The organism is Neorhizobium populisoli (assembly GCF_019430945.1).
Lineage (GTDB): Bacteria > Pseudomonadota > Alphaproteobacteria > Rhizobiales > Rhizobiaceae > Neorhizobium > Neorhizobium populisoli.
This window is the reverse complement of record NZ_JAHYCB010000005.1, coordinates 1-20055: the sequence shown is the minus strand read 5'-3', so window position 1 is coordinate 20055 and position 20055 is coordinate 1. Positions and strand designations below refer to the sequence as shown.

The 20055-nt window shown below is 60.2% G+C and carries 16 protein-coding genes; 10 read left to right on the top strand and 6 right to left on the bottom strand.

Annotated elements, in window-relative coordinates; genetic code table 11:
• Window positions 1–19: 19 nt before the first annotated feature.
• Window positions 20–1063: an NAD(P)-dependent alcohol dehydrogenase gene (locus KX729_RS14320; protein ID WP_219743162.1), complete on the bottom strand. Its 1044-nt coding sequence runs from the start codon at window positions 1061–1063 to the stop codon at window positions 20–22.
• Between the two features lie 189 nt (window positions 1064–1252).
• On the opposite strand from KX729_RS14320, the gene KX729_RS14315 reads away from it, so the two are divergent.
• The gene (locus KX729_RS14315) at window positions 1253–2158 is read left to right on the top strand and encodes an AraC family transcriptional regulator (RefSeq protein WP_219743161.1); all 906 of its coding nucleotides are present in this window, start codon (window positions 1253–1255) and stop codon (window positions 2156–2158) included.
• Here the strand turns inward: KX729_RS14315 and KX729_RS14310 are convergent, their stop codons facing one another.
• The gene (locus tag KX729_RS14310; RefSeq protein ID WP_219743160.1) at window positions 2159–2518 is read right to left on the bottom strand and encodes a DUF4087 domain-containing protein; all 360 of its coding nucleotides are present in this window, start codon (window positions 2516–2518) and stop codon (window positions 2159–2161) included.
• A 176-nt stretch (window positions 2519–2694) separates the two neighbouring features.
• Here KX729_RS14310 and KX729_RS14305 point away from each other — a divergent pair, with 176 nt between their 5' ends.
• Window positions 2695–3333, top strand: a complete 639-nt coding sequence (locus tag KX729_RS14305) for a TetR/AcrR family transcriptional regulator (protein WP_219743708.1) — start codon at window positions 2695–2697, stop codon at window positions 3331–3333.
• A 36-nt stretch (window positions 3334–3369) separates the two neighbouring features.
• Window positions 3370–4389, top strand: a complete 1020-nt coding sequence (gene ilvC / locus KX729_RS14300) for a ketol-acid reductoisomerase (RefSeq protein WP_219743159.1) — start codon at window positions 3370–3372, stop codon at window positions 4387–4389.
• Window positions 4390–4433: 44 nt separating this feature from the next.
• On the opposite strand, the gene KX729_RS14295 is transcribed toward ilvC, so the two are convergent.
• Both KX729_RS14295 and KX729_RS14290 read right to left on the bottom strand, forming a co-directional pair.
• Window positions 4434–5039: a hypothetical protein gene (locus tag KX729_RS14295; RefSeq protein ID WP_219743158.1), complete on the bottom strand. Its 606-nt coding sequence runs from the start codon at window positions 5037–5039 to the stop codon at window positions 4434–4436.
• A 150-nt stretch (window positions 5040–5189) separates the two neighbouring features.
• Window positions 5190–8216, bottom strand: a complete 3027-nt coding sequence (locus tag KX729_RS14290; RefSeq protein ID WP_219743157.1) for a calcium-binding protein — start codon at window positions 8214–8216, stop codon at window positions 5190–5192.
• 1007 nt (window positions 8217–9223) lie between these two features.
• Here KX729_RS14290 and KX729_RS14285 point away from each other — a divergent pair.
• Window positions 9224–10453, top strand: a complete 1230-nt coding sequence (locus tag KX729_RS14285; RefSeq protein ID WP_219743156.1) for an aminotransferase-like domain-containing protein — start codon at window positions 9224–9226, stop codon at window positions 10451–10453.
• 80 nt (window positions 10454–10533) lie between these two features.
• Here KX729_RS14285 and KX729_RS14280 read toward each other — a convergent pair whose 3' ends face one another.
• Window positions 10534–12435: a CASTOR/POLLUX-related putative ion channel gene (locus KX729_RS14280; RefSeq protein WP_219743155.1), complete on the bottom strand. Its 1902-nt coding sequence runs from the start codon at window positions 12433–12435 to the stop codon at window positions 10534–10536.
• A gap of 260 nt (window positions 12436–12695) precedes the next feature.
• On the opposite strand from KX729_RS14280, the gene KX729_RS14275 reads away from it, so the two are divergent.
• From KX729_RS14275 to KX729_RS14265, 3 genes are read left to right on the top strand one after another with little or no spacing between them, the layout of a single operon-like run.
• Window positions 12696–13679, top strand: a complete 984-nt coding sequence (locus tag KX729_RS14275; protein ID WP_219743154.1) for an ABC transporter substrate-binding protein — start codon at window positions 12696–12698, stop codon at window positions 13677–13679.
• Between the two features lie 12 nt (window positions 13680–13691).
• Window positions 13692–15386, top strand: a complete 1695-nt coding sequence (locus KX729_RS14270) for an ABC transporter permease (RefSeq protein ID WP_219743153.1) — start codon at window positions 13692–13694, stop codon at window positions 15384–15386.
• A complete protein-coding gene (locus KX729_RS14265) occupies window positions 15374–16402 on the top strand; it encodes an ABC transporter ATP-binding protein (protein ID WP_219743152.1) in 1029 nt (342 codons plus the stop codon). Before KX729_RS14270 ends, KX729_RS14265 begins: the two co-directional genes overlap by 13 nt.
• 4 nt (window positions 16403–16406) lie before the next feature.
• Here KX729_RS14265 and KX729_RS14260 read toward each other — a convergent pair whose 3' ends face one another.
• Entirely contained in the window at window positions 16407–16772 is a 366-nt protein-coding gene (locus KX729_RS14260) for a DUF4189 domain-containing protein (protein WP_219743151.1), read from the bottom strand.
• Between the two features lie 185 nt (window positions 16773–16957).
• On the opposite strand from KX729_RS14260, the gene KX729_RS14255 reads away from it, so the two are divergent.
• The 3 genes from KX729_RS14255 to KX729_RS14245 all read left to right on the top strand — a co-directional run bounded on the left by KX729_RS14255 (window position 16958) and on the right by KX729_RS14245 (window position 19773).
• Entirely contained in the window at window positions 16958–18061 is a 1104-nt protein-coding gene (locus KX729_RS14255) for an endonuclease/exonuclease/phosphatase family protein (protein ID WP_219743150.1), read from the top strand.
• Window positions 18062–18114: 53 nt separating this feature from the next.
• On the top strand, window positions 18115–18786 hold the full coding sequence (locus tag KX729_RS14250) for an NUDIX hydrolase (RefSeq protein ID WP_376775984.1): 672 nt from the start codon (window positions 18115–18117) through the stop codon (window positions 18784–18786).
• Between the two features lie 69 nt (window positions 18787–18855).
• Window positions 18856–19773, top strand: a complete 918-nt coding sequence (locus KX729_RS14245; RefSeq protein ID WP_219743148.1) for a PhzF family protein — start codon at window positions 18856–18858, stop codon at window positions 19771–19773.
• Window positions 19774–20055: the final 282 nt, after the last annotated feature.

Sequence of the window (20055 nt, the reverse complement as noted above, 5' to 3'; positions counted from 1 at the left end):
CGTTTTCGTGTCCGGCCGATCAGGCGGCCAGCGAGGCGATGTCGATGACGAATCGGTAACGGACGTCGCTCTTCAGAACGCGTTCGTAGGCTTCATTGACGTCCTGGATATTGATCGTCTCGATCTCCGAGACGATGTCGTGCTTGCCGCAGAAATCCAGCATTTCCTGGGTTTCCTTGATCGAGCCGATCATCGAGCCGGAGAGACTCTTGCGGCCCGGGATGAGCGCGAAAGCGTGGACCGGGATCGCATTTTCCGGGGCGCCGACGACGACCATCGAGCCGTTGACCTTCAAGAGGCCAAGATAGGCGTTCCAGTCGATTTCGGCGCTGACCGTGCAGATGATCAGGTCGAACGTGCCGGCGAGCTTTTCGAAGGTCGAGGCATCGCTGGTAGCGTAATAGTCCTTGGCGCCGAGCTTCAGGCCGTCTTCCTTCTTGGAAAGCGTCTGGGAAAGCACGGTGATATCGGCACCCATGGCGGCGCCGATCTTGACGCCCATGTGGCCGAGGCCGCCCATGCCGACGATCGCAACCTTCTTGCCGGGGCCGGCATTCCAGTGCTTCAGCGGCGAGTAGAGCGTGATGCCGGCGCAAAGCAGCGGGGCGGAAGCGTCGAGCGGGAGGTTGCCCGGGATCGCCAGGACATAGCCTTCCTTGACGACGATCGAGTCGGAATAACCGCCCTGGGTGGCCGTTCCGTCGACATCGACGCTGTTATAGGTCTGAACCAGACCCGGCATGTAATGTTCGTTGTCGAGGTCGCGGCTGGCGCAGCCGACGCACGAATCGACGAAGCAGCCGACGCCGACATGGTCGCCGACCTTGAACTTGGTGACCTTCGAACCGACAGCCTTCACGACGCCGGCGATCTCGTGGCCGGGAACGATCGGGTAGACGGCATTCTTCCATTCGTTGCGGACGGTGTGGATGTCCGAATGGCAGATGCCGGCGAACTTGATGTCGATGACGACGTCGTCATCGTTCGGTTCGCGGCGTTCGAAGGTGAAGGGCGTGAGGGGTTTCGACGCGTCGGTCGCTGCATAGCCTCTGGCAATTGCCATGGAAAGCTCCATTCAACTTGGTTGGGTGGGAGGGAATTGGACGAGCGGACTATGCTTCGGCGAAAGGCAAGAGCGTTAGATCGATCCTGCGATCTTCTTGCACGATCCTGCAAAAGTGAAATTGACCTGCTGGCATTGGCACCAATCTCAGCGTAGGAAAAACAATCGCATGATCCTGCCGGAGCCGCCATGACCTTGCCGTTCAATCCATTCCAGGAAGCCGCCTCGATTGCCGCACGGCATGTCGAAGGAGATGGGGAAGTCTTCACGGCCATCGAAAATCTGGTGCTCAGCCGTCGCTCGGTTCCGACGGCGCCGCTTTACATGGATTATCGGCCCTGCGTCTGCTTCGTCCTGCAGGGCAACAAGGTGGTGAAACTCGGCGACGATGTCATTCACTACGGGGTCGGTGACTACCTGCTGACCTCGATGGAATTGCCTGTGACGTCACGGGTGACCGTTGCAAGCCCGGATGCGCCGCATCTGTGTTTTGCCCTGGCGATCGACATGAAGGGACTGTCGAGCCTGCTGCAGCGGATCGATCTGCCGCGACCGCTTCCCGATACCGACGTTTCGCGCGGCATCGTCTGCAATGTCGCTCCGCCTGAATTGCTCGACGCGACGACAAGGCTTCTTCGTCTTCTCGACCGGCCCGCCGATATCCCGGCCATGGCGCCTCTGATCGAGCAGGAGATTCTTTATCGCGTCCTCAGCGGGCCGGATGGCGGGCGCTTTCTCCATATCGCCACCTCCGAGAGCCGAAGCAACCGGATTGCCAAGGCGATCTGCTGGCTGCGCGCCAACTATCATCGTACGCTCAGGATCGAAGATCTTGCCGAGCATGTCGGCATGAGCGCATCCTCGCTGCACCATCATTTCAAGACAGTGACGGCGATGACGCCGGTGCAGTTCCAGAAGAAGCTTCGCCTGCACGAGGCGCGGCGGCTCATGCTGCTGGAAGGGCTGGATGTCGGCAGCGCCGGGCATCGGGTGGGTTATCAGAGCCCGTCGCAGTTCAGCCGGGAGTACAGCCGGTTTTACGGCGCGTCACCGTTGAGGGACGTCGGCGCAATGCTCGACGTGGCGGCCGAGTGATCACTCAGGCGCGCCGAGCGCCTTGTCGTTCTTGCATTGCGACAGCTTCAGCTGCTTGAACGACAGGATCTCGAGAATACGCTCGTCGTCAGTCTCGACGCGTAAGCAGGCGCAGGCATAGCCATAGTTGCCGTTCGTCCGCACATAGTCCCGCTCGGAAATATCCGGGATCAGGTCCATGCCTTCCGGCTCGTCCTCGGCTCCTTGGCTGCGGATGGGCCACATGCCTTCCGCATCCACCAGCCACCAGTTGCCGGGCGTCGGGTTCTGGATCCAGCCGCAGCGATTTTCGGCGGCCTGCGCGAGGGCCGGAAGGGTGCATAGGGCAAGCGCGGCGGCGAGACCGGTCAGGCGTTTCATGGTTCGATTCCCCCAAATCATCTGGGTTCAAGCATAACCTTTTTCCACAACAGGGTCATGGCTCGAAAACAGGCTTGACGCTGCGGACGGATCGTTTATACGAACGGAACCGTACCGTACGGTACGCAAGAATCTGACCAACGAGAGCCAGGACAGTGAGACCCGACGCCAACGACATGCCCGAGTTTACGCCCCGCCAGAACGCCGTTCTGGAGCAGGCGCTCCGGCTTCTCGTGGAAGGCGGGGAAAAGGCGCTGACGACCTCCGGCCTGGCGCGCGCCGCCAACTGCTCGAAGGAGAGCCTCTACAAGTGGTTTGGCGATCGCGAGGGGCTTCTCTCGGCGATGATCGCCCATCAGGCGGCCAAGGTGCGCACCCATGAGCGCTCCGGCGAACGGCTGACGGCCGACCTGCTGCGCGAACACCTAGAACTGTTTGCCCGCGATCTTCTGGAAGTGCTGGCCGGCGATGTTTCGCTGGCGCTGAACCGGCTGTCGATCGGGCAATCCGGTCCGGGCGGCAGCAAGCTCGGCAAGCTCCTGCTCGAACATGGCCGCCGGCAGATCGATCGCCGCGCCATGGCGCTGATCGACCAGGGAAAACGGGCAGGGCTGCTGCGCTTTGAAAACGCGGACGCCGCCTATCATACGCTTTACGGCCTGATCGTTTCCGACCTGCATGTGCGCATGCTGCTCGGTGAACCGGGCCTCAGGGACAATGCGCGCCAGGCGGAGAGGGCGGTCGATGCCTTCCTGACCCTGCACGGCACGCAGAAGCAATCGGCGGACGCGCCTCGCGTCTCCGCTGGACGGTAATTTCCAACAACACCACGCATAGGGAAGGAACAATCGATGCGCGTTTATTACGATCGGGATGCTGATCTCAACCTCATCAAGGCCAAGAACGTCGCCATTATCGGCTACGGTTCGCAGGGCCGCGCTCATGCGCTGAACCTCAAGGATTCCGGTGCCAAGAACGTCGTGATCGGCCTGAAGGCCGGCTCGCCGACCATCAAGAAGGCCGAAGCCGACGGCTTCAAGGTCATGACGGTTGCCGAAGCCGCCAAGTGGGCCGACCTGATGATGATGGCGACCCCGGACGAACTGCAGGCCGACATCTACAAGGCCGACATCGCCGGCAACATCCGTGACGGCGCAGCAATCGCCTTCGCACACGGCCTTAACGTTCATTTCGGCCTGATCGAGCCGAAGGCATCGGTCGACGTCGTGATGATCGCGCCGAAGGGCCCGGGCCACACGGTTCGCGGCGAATACCAGAAGGGCGGCGGCGTTCCCTGCCTCGTTGCCGTTCACCAGAACGCTTCCGGCAACGCGCTTGAACTCGCTCTTTCCTACGCCTGCGGCGTCGGCGGCGGCCGTTCGGGCATCATCGAAACCAACTTCCGCGAAGAGTGCGAAACCGACCTCTTCGGCGAACAGGTCGTTCTGTGCGGCGGTCTCGTCGAGCTGATCCGCGCCGGTTTCGAAACCCTGACCGAAGCCGGCTACGCGCCGGAAATGGCCTATTTCGAATGCCTGCACGAAGTGAAGCTGATCGTCGACCTGATCTATGAAGGCGGCATCGCCAACATGAACTACTCGATCTCCAACACCGCAGAATGGGGCGAATACGTCACCGGTCCGCGCATCATCACGGCTGAAACCAAGGCTGAAATGAAGCGCGTCCTGAAGGACATCCAGACCGGCAAGTTCACCTCGGAATGGATGCAGGAATACCGCTCCGGCATGGCCCGCTTCAAGGGCATCCGCCGCAGCAACGACAGCCACCAGATCGAGGAAGTCGGCTCCAAGCTGCGCGCCATGATGCCGTGGATCGGCAAGAACAAGCTGGTCGACAAGGCCGTCAACTAAGCTTCCTTTACATTTTCTTTGAGGCCGGCGCGAAAGCTCCGGCCTTATTCGTATAAAGATCCAACGAAAATCTTGTTTTCGGCTAGAATGTCGTCTGCATCGTCCAAATATGTGTTCAGACACCTTAGCAGATCAATCAGCGCAAATGTCTTTTGATGAAATGTGTCCGATTTGACGGACAAGGCGGCGTCAATTTCCTCTTTATTTTCCATTACTTCAAATATGTCTTTTGCAGCAAATTTACCAATGTCTTTGAAGACGTCTATCTCTACTCCGTGAATTATATTTCCAACAATATTCCAGCAATTTTCTTGGGTAATTTCGCGTTTTTTGTCGCTGTCAGTTAAAACGGCCTTTAGTCTTAGCTTCTTGAGATTCGAACTGCTTTTTGTCATCTCTGCAAGGCGCCTAATGGAGATCGACAAGAGAATAAGATCTTTTTTGCAGAGCTCTTCTGCTAGCCAGAAGTAATCGCCAAAGCCCAAGTGTTTTAGGCTTCGGGAGGTTGCATATGAAGCGAGTCTGGCGATGGCTATGACCGCTTCACTGTAAGAATGTTTGCACAATTGGGCATTTAAGTTTTGGACTCTAGACGTCATTTTTAACCTGTGTTTGCATGTCCGAGACACATTGAGCGCAATATATTCCAATTATCTGTTTCTACGAATAGTGCTTTCCTGGGTCGATATTTTATCAAAGACAACTATGAAGATTTTACGCGAAGAAGCCGGAGAGGGTGACCTCTCCGGCTTCTTCGTTTCGGGACGGTCCCGGCCGTAAAGGCCGGGACCGGATCGTTATCAGACGAACAGGAAGTCGCTGGTGCTGATCGACGCGACCTTGTCGAAGGTTGCAACGAGGTGCATTTCCTCATCGCCACCATTGCCGTCGGCATCGTACCAGAGGCGGTTCGTGTCCGTCTCGTAGAAGAAGGTCGCGCCGGTGGTCGTGGCGACCGGATCCGCTCCCTGGACGAGAAGGAGCTTGTAGTTCGACGCAAGACCGAACTCGGAAAGATCAATGGCGATCTTGTCCTCGCCACGCTTGAAGTCGGTGACGAAGTCGCCGGCAGACGAGTAGTCGTCGAACACGAACGTGTCCTTGCCGGTGCCGCCCGTCAGCTTGTCGGCGCCGAGGCCACCGAACAGCTTGTCATCCCCGCCACGGCCGTTGAGGTCGTCGCCGCCGTCACCGCCGAAGATCTGTTCCGCCACATTGGCGCCGGCAATCTCGTCGTCCCGGTCCGAGCCGATGACCTTCTCGACGGAGGTGACGGTCAGGCCGAGCGCCATGCCGTCGTTCAGGGCGTTGTTGAGCAGGTCGAGCTTTACCGAGCTATCCCCGCCATCGGCGAAGGTGAGCGTGTCGGTGCCGCTGCCGCCGTCGAACCTGTCGGTTCCGGTAAAATCTTCCCGAACCAGCGTGTCGTTGCCGTCGCCGCCCTTCAGCGTATCGTTGCCCCGGCCATCGTGGAGGATATCGTCACCGGAATTGCCGTCCAGGACGTCATTGCCCGCTCCGCCGCGCAGCACATCGTTCAACGTGCCGCCCTTGACCGTGTCGTTCGAGGTGGTGCCCTTGAAGTCCAGTCGCTCCATTTCCGTGAACGACGTGGTGCTGTTGACCTTCACCAAGCCGGTGCTGAAGTTGAACGTCACACCGGTAGTGACGGTGGAGAGATCGAGATAGAGCGAGTCGGTCCCGGTTCCGCCGGACGCCGCATCACCATTGTTGATGTAGAGATTGTCGTTGCCGTTACCGCCGGAGAGCGTATCGGCAGCCTTGTCGTCGGTGCCGTTATTGGCCCAGATGCTGTCATTGCCGTCGCCGCCGGTCAGCTTGTCCTTGCCGAGGCCGCCATAGAGCAGGTCGTTGCCGCCAAGCCCCTGGAGGTCGTCGTCACCGGCATTGCCCATGAACGTGTCGTTGAGATTGCCGCCCTTGAAGACGTCCTTGCCGGAGCCGCCCTTGATGGTGACGCTCTCGAAATTGTCGAGGGTGACGTTACCGTTTGCCAGGACGGCATGGGTGCCGAGGGTGAAGGTCAGGTTGGCCGTCGACTTGGAGCGGTCGACCACGGCATGGTCGGTGCCCGTGCCGCCGTTGGCGGTGAAGATGCCGGCCGTCGAGCCGATACCGTCGTTGAACTCGACCCTGTCATTGCCGGTGCCGAGGTCGACCGTCGTCCTGTCGCCGCCGGTGGAGGCCGTCAGCACGTCGACGCTCACCGTATCATTGCCGTCGCCGGCCGTGATCGTGTTGTTGCCGCCGGTATCGCTGATGGAGTCGTTGCCGGCGCCACCGTCGATCCTGTCATTGCCGTCGCCGGCATTGAGCTCGTCACTGCCGTTGCCGCCGAAGAGCTGGTCATTGCCCTTGCCGGTGTTGAAGACGACCTGCTGGGCCGTGCCGGCCTTCAGGATATCGTTGCCGCTCGCCGTGGTGATCTTGTAGATCTCGACGTCGGTCGCGGTCGTACCGTTGGACAGGGTGCCCTTGTTGCCGGTGATGCTGAAGGTGAGGGAGGTGTTGCCCGCATCGGAGGCGTCTATCACCGCGGTATCGGTACCTGCACCGCCCGAAATGAAATCCTTGCCCTTGCCGGCATCGAGATAGTCGTTGCCGTCTTCACCATAGATCGCATCGTTGCCGATACCACCATAGACATAGTCGTTACCTGCACCGGCCTTGAGGGTGTCGTTACCGCCTTCGCCGTAAAGGTAATCGGTGCCGCCAAGTGTGGTGAACTTGTCGGCTCCGGCCGAGCCGTGCAACGTATATTCCTCGATGTTGACGATCGTCGTGCCGTCGGAGAGAGTATTGACGAGGTTGGACGCCTTGGCGGTAAAGGTGCCGGACAGGTTTTCGATTTCGATACGGTCGGTACCCGTACCGCCATCGACGGTATCCTTGCCCTGGTTGATGGTCATGCTGACGGTATCGTTGCCGCTGCCGGCAATGACTTTATCGAGGCCTGCGCCGGCTTCGATCATATCGTTGTCAGCACCGCCATCGATGGTGTCGTTGCCTGCACCACCAGACAGGATGTCAATGCCATTGCCACCCAGCAGGGTATCGTTGCCGTCACCGCCATCCAGGATGTCGATGCCATTACCGCCGTCGAGCTTGTCGTTGCCGGTGCCGCCCATCAGGAAGTCGGTGCCGTAGCTGCCGATCAACTGATCGTCGCCCGCATCGCCCATCAGGAAGTCGTTGCCCTGTCCGCCGGACAGGGTGTCCTTGCCGTCGCCGCCGACGAGAGTGTCGTTGCCGCCGTTGCCGTTCAGGCGGTCATCGCCTCCGAAACCGTTGAACGTATCGTTCCAGCGACCGCCGGTCAGGTTGTCGGCCGCAGTCATGGAACCGGTAATGTTGAACTGCTCGACGCCGGTGATCGTGGCGCCGAAGAAGGACGTGCTCCTGGTCGGGTCGGCGGCGGTGAAGTTGACGCCTGTCGTGTTCATCATCAGGTTGATCGTGGCCGTGTCGCGGCCGATGCCGCCATCGATCTTGTCGCCTGTCCAGTTGGTGGACATCCAGTCGGAGAAATTGTCTTCGCCGAGTTCGCCGTACAGCGTGTCTGCACCGGCTCCACCGGTCAACATGTCATCACCCGAGCGGCCATAGAGCGTATCGCTACCATCTCCACCGTCGATCATATCGTCCTGGAAACCGCCGTCGAGCAGGTCGTTTCCGATATCACCATTGAGGGTATCGCTGCCGAATTTGCCGTAGACCTTGTCGTTGCCGCCTGCGGCATAGACAGTGTCCGCGGTGTTGTCCCCGTTGATCGTTTCTGATGCAGCTGTTCCGTTGCGGATAGCCATGATTTTCACCTATTTTTTGAGTTGAGAAGAAGGCCACGCATCCCCCGATGCGTGTGCCGTTTTCCAGGCGTGATCAGTCTGTCGCGGTGTTTGCGGCTCTGCCGCCGAACGCCGGGCACAGGTTTCCCTCGGCGGACCGAAACTCGGCCCGATCGGGATCAATCAGATGTCCTGATGGAAATGCTGAAAGGGATGGCGATACTGATCGTTCGCCGCGCCGAAGACGGCAGGCCCGCTATTGGGGCCGCAGTCGTCGCTGCCAGAGCTGCCAGCCCAGCCCGACATACCGAGGCGGTGATGATTTTGGGCACCCGTCAGTCCCGATATCGGCGGACAAGCGAAGACGGGGCGCCGCATGGCGCGGGACGTCTGCCTGTTCCGGCTTGTTGAAATCGGGTCTCATCTTAATACGGGCTCCTGCCGCCTACTGGTTCGCGTTCACTGCGCTGGCCGGTCACACCGTCCCGCGCAGGTCGATTGCAAAAGTGCGGGCGGAGAGCTTTCTAAGACTTTCCTAAACCGCTTGATCCGTTATGCGATCAGCCCCGGCTCTCGGCCTTAAGAACTGTTTCGCATCATCGGCTTTCGCTTCGACAACAGATCAGATAGTGGTGGCAAATTCTAACTACAATCTGCAAATCTGAAAAATCATTATCCGTTTTTGCATAAGAAAAGATTCTCATTTGTTCTCAGATAATTCGCATACATCAAGAATTTTTTGTTTAAGTGAGTTTCCAGGTTTTGATATGAATTCTTAATTGCATTCAGAAACTCGGAATTCTTTCTTCAAGTCTTTTTCCGATTTATGCGAGAGCCGCCGATTGGTCCCCAGTCTCCTGGTCAATCTCTCGAGCCGCGCGGTCCAGCGATTTCCTTCGCATCGCCGCAGCGATATGATGCAAAACGTGATCGAAAAATGTGTCGCAGGCCAATAGGTCAGTATTGCTGACCTGTCGTTCTTTCTGTAAAGATCACCCATACAAAATTGAAATAAGAGGAAACATTCCGTGCTCAATTGGGAACAGATCTTCGCGACGCGCTCTACCCGCATGCGCGCCTCCGAAATCCGCGAGCTTCTGAAGCTCCTGGATCAGCCCGACATCATCTCGTTTGCCGGCGGCATTCCGGATCCGGCGCTGTTTCCGGACGTGGCCTTCAAGGAAGCCTATTCGGATATCTTTTCCGGTCCTCAGGTGAATGCGGCCCTGCAGTATTCGGTCAGCGAGGGCTACAAGCCGCTGCGCGAGTGGATCGTTGGGGAAGTGGCGAAGGTCGGCATCGATTGCACGGCTGACCACGTCTTCATCACCTCCGGCTCGCAGCAAGCGCTTGATTATCTGGGCAAGCTCTTCCTGTCGCCGAAGGATACCGCGCTCGTCACCTGGCCGACCTATCTCGGCGCTCTTTCGGCCTTCAATGCCTATGAGCCGAGTTATGACCAGCTGTCGGTCAACGGCAACCGCACGCCGGAAGCTTATCGCGAGACGGCCGCCAAGGCCGGCGGCAACGTCAAGTTCGCCTATCTCTCATCGGACTTCTCCAACCCGACCGGCGAGACGGTTGATCTGGCCGGCCGCGAGAAGCTGCTGGCGCTGGCGGCCGAACTGGATATCGCCATCCTCGAAGATGCCGCGTATCAGCACCTGCGTTACGACGGCGAAGCGGTGGCTCCGATCATGGCGCTCGACATCGCCCGCAATGGCGGCGACATCGAGAAAACCCGCACCATCTACAGCGGCAGCTTCTCCAAGACGTTGGCGCCGGGCTTGCGCGTTGGTTTCGTCATTGCCGCCATGCCGGTCATCCGTAAGCTGGTGCTGATGAAACAGGCGGCTGACCTGCATTCCTCGACGATCAACCAGATCGCCATCGAACATGTCGCGGTGCGAGGTTTCGATGCGCAGGTCGCCAAGATCCGCTCCGTCTACAGCAAGCGCCGCGATGCGATGCTGGCGGCGATGGACAAATACATGCCGAAGAACACCAGCTGGACGAAACCGGAAGGCGGCATGTTCGTCTGGGTGACGCTGCCGGAGGGCATGGACGGCGCCGAGCTTCTGGCGAAATCGATCGCGACGGAGAAGGTGGCTTTCGTGCCGGGCAAGGCGTTCTTTGCCGATGGCAGCAATGCCAATACGCTGCGCATGAGCTTCTCCTGCGCCAACGAGGTGATGATCGAGGAAGGCATCAAACGGCTCGGCCGCCTGATCGCCAATGCGATCCCCGTCGCAGCCTGATCCGTCTCCTGAACCTGAAAACAGAAAAGCCTGCCGTTTTGCGACGGCAGGCTTTTTAGTGTCTGCGGGTGTGAGCGGTCTCAGTCCTGAGCGAGAACGATGACCATGTCACCTTCCACGTAGCTGATCGCCTCGGAGCGGTTGGGATTGACGACGACGCCGCCGAGATTGCGCTGGTCGGTATCGCCGGCGCGCTGACGGCGGTAGCCGAGCGCCACTTCGCCGCGCCGCAGCGCGGCCAGTCCGACGGTGAAGAAGTTGAGCGGCTTGGAAATGTCTACATAGTCGCTCATCGGCCGCATGTAGATTTCCGAACCTGCCTCGTCGAGCAGTTCGTCGAAGATGGCCGCCATGGATTCGTTCTCGGAGGCCTGGGCAAGCATCAAGCTGACGAGCTTGTTGCTGACGACGAAGTCCTCGGCGCGTGTCACTTCCGCCAGTTCGCGGTTTCTGACGTCAATCATCTCGCTGACGACGCTGACATGCTTGCCGGCGGTTTCACCGATCTTGCGCAATTGCAGCAGCGTGATCAGCGTACGCGTGTCGGCCGATTGTGCCGCCATGTGATCGCTATAACCCAGAACCAGCACGTGATCGTAGGAGGGGATGTCCAGCGCGTCCAGCGCGGGACGGCTGCTGGTATCGAGCACCTTGGCCTCCACCGACAAGGTCGCCGGATCGAGGCGAAGGGCTGCGACCTCCTCGGTAAATTCCGGTGTCTCGGCGGCGATCGTCAGGCGCGATCCAGGCGCGACATAGCGGGCAAGCTCGGTGGCGATGATCGGGCCGCGGCGGTTCCAGCCGAGGATCAGCGTCTTTTCCGACGTCTTGGGCCGCTTGGAGATCGGACGGATAAGCGTCTTGTCGATCCCCATATCGCCGGACCAGGTTTTGATCGCGCCATCGTCTTCGGCGATGATGACGGCCTGATCGCCGGCGACGATAACCTGGTTCGGATCGGGATTGAGATGGATCGCACCGTCCTTGTCACGCAGGCCGATCAGCGTGCTGCTGTCATAGGCAAGCACGGCATTGCCGAAGGATTTGCCGACGATATCGGGCTGAGCGATCGTATAGATTTCGCAGCCGTCGAAATCCAAAAGCTCTGAATAGACGGCGCTCAAGCCGGCCTGACGGCTGGTATGCACGACGATGCGGGCGATCAGATCGTCGGCGAGCACCAACTGCATTTCTCCGCCGCCGACGATACGTGCCACATCGGCATTGTTGCCGTCGCGGATTTCGGCGGCGATCATGTATTTTTCCGGACGGCGGTTCGGGTCGTTGACGAGGGCGAGCACGGTCTTGATGACCTGGCTGTCGGCGTCGGTGCCATCCGGGGACAATACGATGATCGAGCGGGATGTCTGCGGATTGACGATGGCCAGATCGTAGAGATCGGTCGGATCGCCGCTGCGGCAGATGATCTTGGAATTCTTGCGATCGACCACCTTGGCGGCGATCTCGTCTTCCATCTCCACCTTGTCCTTGTTCGCCATGATGACGATACGCGGATGGCGGCGGCTCTGGTTGGCGATGACCAACTCGTTGATGATGTCGAATACCGACGGCGACCAGTTGAAGATGATCGTATGCTCTTTTTCGAGCACCAGAGAACGGCCCTTGCGCAACTCGTCGAGCTTTTCCTCGAGGCCGGAGCTGATGACGCCGATCAGGGCCGAGAAGACGAAAATGCCGGCAATCGTGACGACCAGCGAGACGCCGCGGAAGCTCCAGCCCATGTCGGAGCCCATCGTGCCGGCATCCATGGTGCGCATCAGCGATTCCCAGGCACCTTCCACGAAGCCGACCGGTTCGCCGCTTTCCGGAGCAATGCCCGTGACGGCAAGAAAGGCGCCGGCCAGGATGATGACGATCAGCGAGATCAGCGCCAGCCAGCCGATCAGCGCGATCGCGCCGCCCGCCATGCTCTTGTCGAACTCATAGCGCAGCCGCGCGCCCCAGTTTTCTCGGCTTTTCATGTAAGTATACCCCAGATATCCCCGGGGATTCCCATGGCAGAAATCAGATGCGAAAACAATTAAAGCAACGGGATACACAGGCGCGGGGAACAGTAATTTTCCGCACACAGTAAATTTCGGCGCACGTTGGGCGATGCCTCTGCTAAAAGACCGACCGGCGATTGCGCACGTGAACATGCCATGGCTTTACTTCTGTCACATGGCTGTCAAGCAGGCAGTGTTTATCGTCCGCAGCTTAAGTTCGAACAGGGACGTTTCAGATGAACAGACTGCTTTCCGCCTTCACTGCCCTCGTGGCCTTCGGCATGATCTCCGGCGCGGCCAACGCTGCCGACCTCGTGCTTTATACCAGCCAGCCGAACGAGGACGCCCAAGCGACCGTCGACGGTTTCAAGGCTGCCAATCCGGGCCTCGACGTCCAGTGGGTTCGTGACGGAACGCCGCAGATCATGGCGAAGCTCAATGCCGAGATCGCTGCCGGCAACCCGGTCGCCGACGTGCTACTGATCGCCGACGTGGTGACGCTCGAGCGCATGAAGCAGGCCGGTCAGCTGATGGCCTACAAGTCCGCCGAAGCATCCAACTACGACAAGGCGCTCTATGACGCCGACGGCTTCTATTACTCCACGAAGCTGATCACCACCGGCATCATGTACAATACCCAGGCCGCCATGAAGCCGACCAGCTGGGCAGATCTTGCCAAGCCGGAAGCCAAGGGCCTCGTCACCATGCCGAGCCCGCTCGCTTCGGGCGCCGCTCTCATCCACGCCCAGACGCTTGCCGGTGTCGAAGGCCTCGGCTGGGATTACTACAAGAACCTCAAGGCAAACGGCGCCGTTGCCGCCGGCGGCAATGGCGCGATCCTGAAGTCGGTTGCGACCGGCGAGAAGGCTTACGGTTTCGTTGTCGACTACCTGCCGATCCGCGAAAAGGCCAAGGGCGCTCCGGTCGAGTTCGTCTTCCCGAAGGAAGGCGTATCGGCCGTCACCGAGCCGGCCGCGATCCTGTCCTCGACCAAGCATGCCGACGCCGCCAAGAAGTTCATCGACTACGTCCTGTCCCAGAAGGGCCAGGAAGGCTTCCTGAAGCTCGGCTACATCCCGGCGCGCAACGGCATGGCCGTTCCTGCGGGCTTCCCGGCCCGCGACACCATCAAGGTCCTGCCGGTCAACGCTGCCGAAGCGCTCAAGAATTCGGAAAAGGACGTCAAGACCTTTGCCGATATCTTCGGCATCAAAGGTTGATATAAGCGCCTCATGGCACGATCCGGAAATCGGGGAAACAGCCAGCCACGCTGGCTGTTTCCTTTTGTCGTCACGGTGATCTTTCTCTTGAGCGTGCTGCCCCTCGGGCGGCTCGCGGCAACGGGTATTGCGTCGGCGCTGCAGGGCCACGCGCGGCAGATGCTGTCCGATCCGTCGCTTTGGCAATCGGTCTACGATACGCTGACGACCTCCTTCTTCGGCATGATCGCGGCAGTCGTTCTGGGTGGCAGTTTCGCACTGCTGCTGACGCTGTTCGACATTCGCGGCAAGACCGCACTTGGCTTCCTGTTCATGCTGCCGACGATGATCCCGCCGCAGGTGACGGCGCTCTCCTGGATCGGCATGACCGGCCCGTCGAGTGCGCTGCTCAAGGCCGTCGGGCTGGCGCCGCCGATGGGAACGCCCAATCCGCTTTATTCCATCAGCGGCATCGCACTGCTTTATGGCGTGCAGAATGCGCCGCTGGTGTTTCTGTCGCTGAGGGCAGGGCTGTTGGCTTTGCCGCGCGACGGCGTCGAGGCCGCGCGGCTTGCCGGCGCGTCGTCCTGGCAGGTATTGAAGGACATCATCCTGCCGCTATCGCTGCCGGGTTTTGCCGCGGGTGCGGCGATCGCCTTCGTCTCCTGCGTCGGCAATTTCGGCATTCCGGCGATCCTCGGCATTCCGGCCTCGATCTATACGCTACCGACCTTGATCTATGCGAAATTCGCAACCTTCGGTCCCGGCACCTTTGCGGATGTCTCGCTGCTCTCGGCCATCATCGGCATTCTGTCGATGATCGGCCTGACGATCGAGGAACGGGTGCTGCGGGGCCGCGATTATCGCGTCATCGGGCTTTCCGGCCAGGTCGCGGTCTTCCGGCTTGGCATCTGGCGCATTCTGGCGGAGCTGCTGTTGTGGCTGACGATTTTCACGATCCTCGTGATGCCGCTGACGGCACTCGTCGCAAGCTCGCTGGCGCCGGCCTATGGCGTGCCGCTCAGCCCTGCGACGGTGACCATAAAAGCCTATGAGGAAATCCTCTTCCGTCAGTCGATCACCCGTACGGCCTTCACCAATTCGATCACGCTTTCGCTCGCCACCGCCTTCGGTCTCCTGGTGGTGACTGTGCTGACGGGATATTTCCTTGTGCGCGGCAAAAGCCGGTTCGCGCCGCTGATTGCAGCTCTTGCGGAGATACCGTACGCGCTGCCGGGCATCGTGCTGGCGGTCGCCTTCATTCTCGTTTTCGCCGCACCCTTACCGATCGTCGGCATCTCGATCTACGGGACGATCTGGATCATCCTAATCGCCTATTTCTCGAGCTTTCTTGCGGTCAGCCTCAAGCCGGTGGTCAGCGCCTTCCGGCAGCTCGATCCTTCGCTGGAGGAGGCCGCACGGCTTTCCGGTGCCAAGTTCGGGCGGCGGATGGCGGATATTATCGTGCCGCTGGTAGCGCCGGCGGCCGGTGCTTCGGTTATTCTCGTGTTCCTGATCGCGTGCAACGAACTCACCGTCTCGGCGCTGCTCTGGTCCGCCGGCACGCAGACGCTCGGCGTGGCGATCTACAATCTCGATGACAGCGGCAGTTTCAATCTCGCCTCGGCGCTTTCGGTGCTGGTGGTCATCATGGTGATCGTGATGATGTTGGTGCTGGAACTCCTGGCGAACAGACTGCCGAAAGGTGTGGTGCCATGGCGAAGCTGATCCTCAACCGTCTTTCCAAGACTTTCGATCTCGGCGGCCGGCCCGCGGTACACGATGTGTCGCTGACCGTTCGCGACGGCGGTTTCCTGGCGCTGCTCGGTCCGTCCGGCTGCGGCAAGACGACGGTGCTCCGGATGATTGCCGGTTTCGAGCAGCCGAGCGATGGTTCGATCGTGCTTGGCGAACGGGTGCTGGCGGATGCAGGCGAAATGGTGCCGCCGGAACATCGCAACATGGCGATGGTCTTTCAGTCCTATGCGTTGTGGCCGCATATGACCGTTGCCGAAAATGTCGGTTATCCGCTGAAGGTGCGTGGCATTTCCGGTGAGAAACGGCAGACGAAGGTGCGCGAGGCGCTCGCCTCCGTGCGTCTCGAAAACTATGCGGACCGGCGCCCGGCCGATCTGTCCGGCGGCCAGCGCCAGCGCGTGGCGCTTGCCCGCTGCCTGGTCACCGAACCGGATGTGGTTCTGCTTGACGAACCGCTCGCCAATCTCGATCGCCACCTGCGCCAGGAGATGGAAGAGACGTTCCGGGAGTTTCACGCCCGTTCAGGCGCGACGATGATCTACGTGACCCACGATCAGGCCGAGGCCATGGCGCTGGCGACCGACGTCGCCGTCATGTCGGAAGGCCGGCTGCTGCAGGTCGCGACGCCTGAGGAAATCTACGCGAGGCCGGAAGGACGGCTGGTCGGCGGTCTGGTCGGGCAGGGCGCCATCCTGTCATTGCCATCTCCGACCGGTGACAAGCGCTCTCTCGACTGGCAGGCGTTGCGCGCCGGCTTCGACGCCCCTGTCGAAGGCCAAAAGGCAGATATCTTGGTGCGTCCGCAGGATGTCGAAATTTCTCCGGACGGTATCAAGGCCACCGTCCGGTCGGTTCTGTTCGAAGGCGAGCGTTATGCGCTGCGTCTGACGCTTGCAGACGGGCAGGCGCTGCGGGCGTTCAGCCGCCAGCCGGTGGATGCCGGAGCCGAGGTCGCGATCGTCATCCGATCCGCCTGGCGCCTGTGAACGCTCAGAGCCCCGAGCACTGCCAGCGGACAACCCGGCAACCGGTCGTATGCTGGCGGCAGGCTTCGACCGCGAGATATTTGGCGGGATCGATATCGGCACCCCAATCGGCCCCCCAGCCGCCTTGCTGGCCGACGGCCACGGCACCGCAGCCGTTCTTGAACCAGATCGCGATTTCGCAATCGTTGGCGTTGCAGTTGTTCTGTGCGGTGCGCTCGGCGCTTCGGCGGGAATTATGATCGTACGACCAGCCCGTCGCGCCGGTGGCCGGCGAGTAGGCGATCGCGCCGAAGCTGTCTGCCGCCATGGCTCCGCCCGCGCAGAAAAGCGCCGCACACAGCGTCGCCGTCTTCAGAAATGTACGTCTCATGGAATGAACCCCCTGCGATCTTTCGACCGCGCCCTATACCTGCCGCCGACATGGAGCATGGCACCACGGCCGCATCGTTTCAATCGGGCTTGCCGCCTGGCGACTGACCATTATTAAATTTCCCGAATCGTTCATCTTTCCTGCAGCTTGCGACGGATAGGGTGGCGCCATCGAAAGGGTGACGAATGTCTCTGCGACTTGGCACTTTCAACATCGAGAACCTGATGACCCGGTTCGATTTTTCCGGATGGCGCAATCGCCTCCGTCAGGACCGGGTCCTGCAGCTCTATGACGTCAAGGACAGGCAAGTCTACGAGCAGCTGGAACAGGCGCGCATGATCGCCGAGACGGACGACACGCGCCAGCTTTCGGCGCTGGCGATTGCCGACGCGGATGCCGATATCCTCTGCCTGCAGGAAGTCGATAACGTGCCGGCACTGCAGGCCTTCGAATACGGCTATCTTTACCGCATGGTCGGCAATGGCTATCGCCAGAAATATCTGGTCGAGGGCAATGACAGCCGCGGCATCGACGTCGCCGTCCTCTTGCGGGAAGAGACGCGCACGGGTGAGAAGATCGAGGTGCTGGACGTTCGCAGTCATGCCATGCTGACCTATCACGACCTCGGTCTCTTCAACGAGGAACTGGCTCTCAACAACCAGCCGCATGACAAGATCTTCAAGCGGGATTGCCTCGAGCTCGAACTGAGGATCGGCGGCAAGCCGTTTTCGCTTTACGTCGTGCATTTCAAATCGATGGGCAACGCGCGCGACAATGCCGATGGCCGTACCGGCACGATGGCGGTCCGAACTGCAGAGACACGGGCGGTGCGCCACATCATCGAGCAGCGTTTCGGCAAAGGGAATGCCGGCAGTTTCGCCATATGCGGCGACATGAACGATTATCAAGAAAAGGTGCAGGTGATCGGCAGCCGTCGCGAGGGTTTCCGCTTCGAGCCCAGGCAGGAGACGGCAAGTGCGCTCGATACGTTCACGCGGGACGGCTTTGCCGTGAACCCGATGACGAGGCGCGATGTCATGGACCGCTGGACGCTCTATCATGCCCGCGGGCCGCAGGAGCAGCATCTCTGCCAGCTCGATTATATCTGGCTTTCGCCCTCGCTTGCCGAGCACAATCGCGACAGCGTTCCGGACATTATCCGCAACGGCCAGCCTTTCCGCACGCCTTTCCCGCCGGGGCAGGAGGTCGAGCGCTTTCCCCGCATCGGCTGGGACCGTCCCAAGGCCTCCGACCATTGCCCTGTCGTCATCAAACTGGAGCTTCCATGAACGGCAAGACTATCGGCTGGCCGGCGGAGAATACCGCATTCCCGGTTCGCTCCATCGAGCTTTCATTCCTGCCGGGTCCCCATCCGCTCTACGAGGCGCATGAGGCGGATATCGAGGAGAATTGGCGTGCCGAGGTGGCACGCAACCCGCACCTCTTCAACGGCCGGATGGTGTTGCAGCGGCGTCTATCCATCGACGATGGCAGGATCGTCGGAGAAGCGCACGAAATCCCCTATTCGACGCTGCTCTGGTGGCGAAAGCAGCCGGACCCGGCCGGCGCCTTTCATCTCTTCGGTTTTGCCGTGCCGATCTCCTCCGACGGGGCGATCATTGCCGTGCGCATGAGCGACCACACAGCCAATCCCGGCCAGGTTTATTGCGCCGCAGGCTCGCTCGATCTCTCCGATATTACGGAGAGCGGGATCGATCTTTTCGGCAATATGCGGCGGGAGGTTCTGGAAGAGACCGGACTGGACCTCGATGATGCTCAGGCCGATCCAGGCTCCTTCGCCACGCATGCCAACGGACGGATCGTGGTGTTCCGTTTCTTTCGGTTCGGTCTCACCGCCGAGGACATGTTGAAGCGCATTCAGGCTCACATGCCGCTTGATGAGGAGCAGGAGATCGCCGAAGCGCTGGCGATCCGCTCGCCGGATCGCGCAGCTCATCGCTACAATCCGTTGATGTTCCCGATTCTCGATCTGTTTTTCGGTGTGAGGGAATAGGAAACGGGGGTTGCGCGGCGCGGATGTGTCGGGCAGTTTGACCGCAGCAAATCACGGGAGGTGGCAAGATTGGCCCGTCGCTACAACATCTACGACGTTTTCACCGACAAGCGTCTGGCGGGCAATCCGCTGGCAGTGATCTACGACGCAGACGACCTTTCCGATGCCGCCATGCAGGCCATTGCCCGGGAAATGAACCTTTCCGAGACCGTGTTCGTGCAGGCCTCAACCAACAGCGCCTATGCCGCGCGGCTGCGCATTTTCACTCCGGGCAAGGAATTGCCCTTTGCCGGCCACCCGACCGTCGGCACCGCCGTGGCGCTGGCGGAACGCAATCATGGCGGCTCGAACACCGACATGGATCTCGTTTGCGTTCTGGAGGAAAATGTCGGGCCGGTACGCTGTGCCGTGCGACTGAGAAGCGGCGAGGCGGGGTTTGCCGAATTCGACCTTCCCAAAAAGCCATGGCGGATCGATCTCTCGCTCGACAGGCAGGGCATTGCCGATGCGCTGGCCGTCAAATCCACCGATATTGGTTTCGAAAATCACGTCAAGTCGATCTGGAGCGCCGGTGTGCCGTTCCTGATGATCCCGCTGCACAATCTCGCGACCGTGCAAAGCCTCGAATTCGATCCGCTTCTATGGGAGAAGGCGGTGCCGTTCGTCGAAGGATCGCTGGCTTCAGCCTATGTCTATTGCCGCGGCGGCGTCCACCATCAGGCCAAGTTCCATGCCCGCATGTTCTCGCCCGACATGGGCATCCCCGAGGACCCCGCAACAGGTGCCGCCGTCGCAGCCCTTTCCGGCGCCATCCGCCATTTCGACGGCCTGCCCGACGGTCACCATCCGATCCTGGTGGAGCAGGGCGTCGAGATGGGCCGCGCCTCGTTCATTCACCTGCATATCGACGTCAAGGACGGCGACATCGCCAAAGCCCGCATCGGCGGGCAGGCGGTGAAGGTTGCGGAGGGTGTGCTGGAGCTTTGAGGCGTTGAGTGACGCCCAATTTGCCGCCCAGGTTTTTGGTTTTTGATTTTCAAAGGAAAGAAAGCCAAATCGAGTCGATACGACTTTGATTCTTCCGCGTCATTCAATCCGATACTGAATGGTGGTTGATTGGGCTCGAACCGACGATCTGCTGATTAGAGCGGTTCCCTGTCTGACTGAATCGAATGGCTTTGCAAATCGCTCTGGTTCTGATTCAAGCTATCTGCCGATGGAGGTCGGCAGATATGTCGAAAGCCCTTTCCGTTGATCTTCGCATACGCG

What these genes read in the sequence shown, in the direction of transcription:
- KX729_RS14275 (WP_219743154.1), top strand. Translation starts at nt 12,696, where the DNA reads ATGAACAGACTGCTTTCCGCCTTCACTGCCCTCGTGGCCTTCGGCATG.
- KX729_RS14290 (WP_219743157.1), bottom strand. Translation starts at nt 8,216, where the DNA reads ATGGCTATCCGCAACGGAACAGCTGCATCAGAAACGATCAACGGGGAC.
- KX729_RS14255 (WP_219743150.1), top strand. Translation starts at nt 16,958, where the DNA reads ATGTCTCTGCGACTTGGCACTTTCAACATCGAGAACCTGATGACCCGG.
- KX729_RS14270 (WP_219743153.1), top strand. Translation starts at nt 13,692, where the DNA reads ATGGCACGATCCGGAAATCGGGGAAACAGCCAGCCACGCTGGCTGTTT.
- ilvC (WP_219743159.1), top strand. Translation starts at nt 3,370, where the DNA reads ATGCGCGTTTATTACGATCGGGATGCTGATCTCAACCTCATCAAGGCC.
- KX729_RS14315 (WP_219743161.1), top strand. Translation starts at nt 1,253, where the DNA reads ATGACCTTGCCGTTCAATCCATTCCAGGAAGCCGCCTCGATTGCCGCA.
- KX729_RS14280 (WP_219743155.1), bottom strand. Translation starts at nt 12,435, where the DNA reads ATGAAAAGCCGAGAAAACTGGGGCGCGCGGCTGCGCTATGAGTTCGAC.
- KX729_RS14320 (WP_219743162.1), bottom strand. Translation starts at nt 1,063, where the DNA reads ATGGCAATTGCCAGAGGCTATGCAGCGACCGACGCGTCGAAACCCCTC.
- KX729_RS14305 (WP_219743708.1), top strand. Translation starts at nt 2,695, where the DNA reads ATGCCCGAGTTTACGCCCCGCCAGAACGCCGTTCTGGAGCAGGCGCTC.
- KX729_RS14260 (WP_219743151.1), bottom strand. Translation starts at nt 16,772, where the DNA reads ATGAGACGTACATTTCTGAAGACGGCGACGCTGTGTGCGGCGCTTTTC.
- KX729_RS14265 (WP_219743152.1), top strand. Translation starts at nt 15,374, where the DNA reads ATGGCGAAGCTGATCCTCAACCGTCTTTCCAAGACTTTCGATCTCGGC.
- KX729_RS14310 (WP_219743160.1), bottom strand. Translation starts at nt 2,518, where the DNA reads ATGAAACGCCTGACCGGTCTCGCCGCCGCGCTTGCCCTATGCACCCTT.